Raw genomic sequence first — 1,211 nt, forward strand, 5'->3', positions numbered from 1 at the left:
CTGCCGCAGCTTCGGTGCATGGTTTAGCCCCGTTACATCTTCCGCGCAGGCCGACTCGACCAGTGAGCTATTACGCTTTCTTTCAATGATGGCTGCTTCTAAGCCAACATCCTGGCTGTCTGGGCCTTCCCACATCGTTTCCCACTTAACCATGACTTCGGGACCTTAGCTGGCGGTCTGGGTTGTTTCCCTCTTCACGACGGACGTTAGCACCCGCCGTGTGTCTCCCGTGATAACATTCTTCGGTATTCGCAGTTTGCATCGGGTTGGTAAGCCGGGATGGCCCCCTAGCCGAAACAGTGCTCTACCCCCGAAGATGACTTCACGAGGCGCTACCTAAATAGCTTTCGGGGAGAACCAGCTATCTCCCGGTTTGATTGGCCTTTCACCCCCAGCCACAGGTCATCCGCTAATTTTTCAACATTAGTCGGTTCGGTCCTCCAGTTAGTGTTACCCAACCTTCAACCTGCCCATGGCTAGCTCACCGGGTTTCGGGTCTATACCCTGCAACTCATTCGCCCAGTTAAGACTCGGTTTCCCTGCGGCTCCCCTAATCGGTTAACCTTGCTACAGAATATAAGTCGCTGACCCATTATACAAAAGGTACGCAGTCACCCTGATTAATCAAGGCTCCCACTGCTTGTACGTACACGGTTTCAGGTTCTCTTTCACTCCCCTCGCCGGGGTTCTTTTCGCCTTTCCCTCACGGTACTGGTTCACTATCGGTCAGTCAGGAGTATTTAGCCTTGGAGGATGGTCCCCCCACCTTCAGACAGGATTTCTCGTGTCCCGCCTTACTCTTCGAACTCACAACCACACCACCTTCGAGTACGGGGCTGTCACCCTCTCTCGCCGGCCTTTCCAGACCGTTCCTCTGATGCTGGGGCTGATGCAGGTTCTGGGCTCCTCCCCGTTCGCTCGCCGCTACTGGGGGAATCTCGGTTGATTTCTTTTCCTCGGGGTACTGAGATGTTTCAGTTCCCCCGGTTCGCCTCATTAACCTATGAATTCAGTTAATGATAGTGCAACGCATTGCACTGGGTTTCCCCATTCGGACATCGCCGGTTATCTCGCTTCATATCAGCTCACCGGCGCTTTTCGCAGATTAGCACGTCCTTCATCGCCTCTGACTGCCTAGGCATCCACCGTGTACGCTTAGTCGCTTAACCTCACAACCCGAAACTGTCTCGGATTGTTCAGCTTGAGAGATA

Annotated in this window: 1 rRNA gene; it reads right to left on the reverse strand. The window is 53.8% G+C overall.

The features are described from left to right. Positions 1-1,169, reverse strand: a 23S ribosomal RNA gene (locus SLS51_RS22985); the annotation flags it as partial. Between the last annotated feature and the right edge of the window lie 42 nt (positions 1,170-1,211).

Source organism: Photorhabdus africana (assembly GCF_035181445.1).
GTDB lineage: Bacteria > Pseudomonadota > Gammaproteobacteria > Enterobacterales > Enterobacteriaceae > Photorhabdus > Photorhabdus laumondii.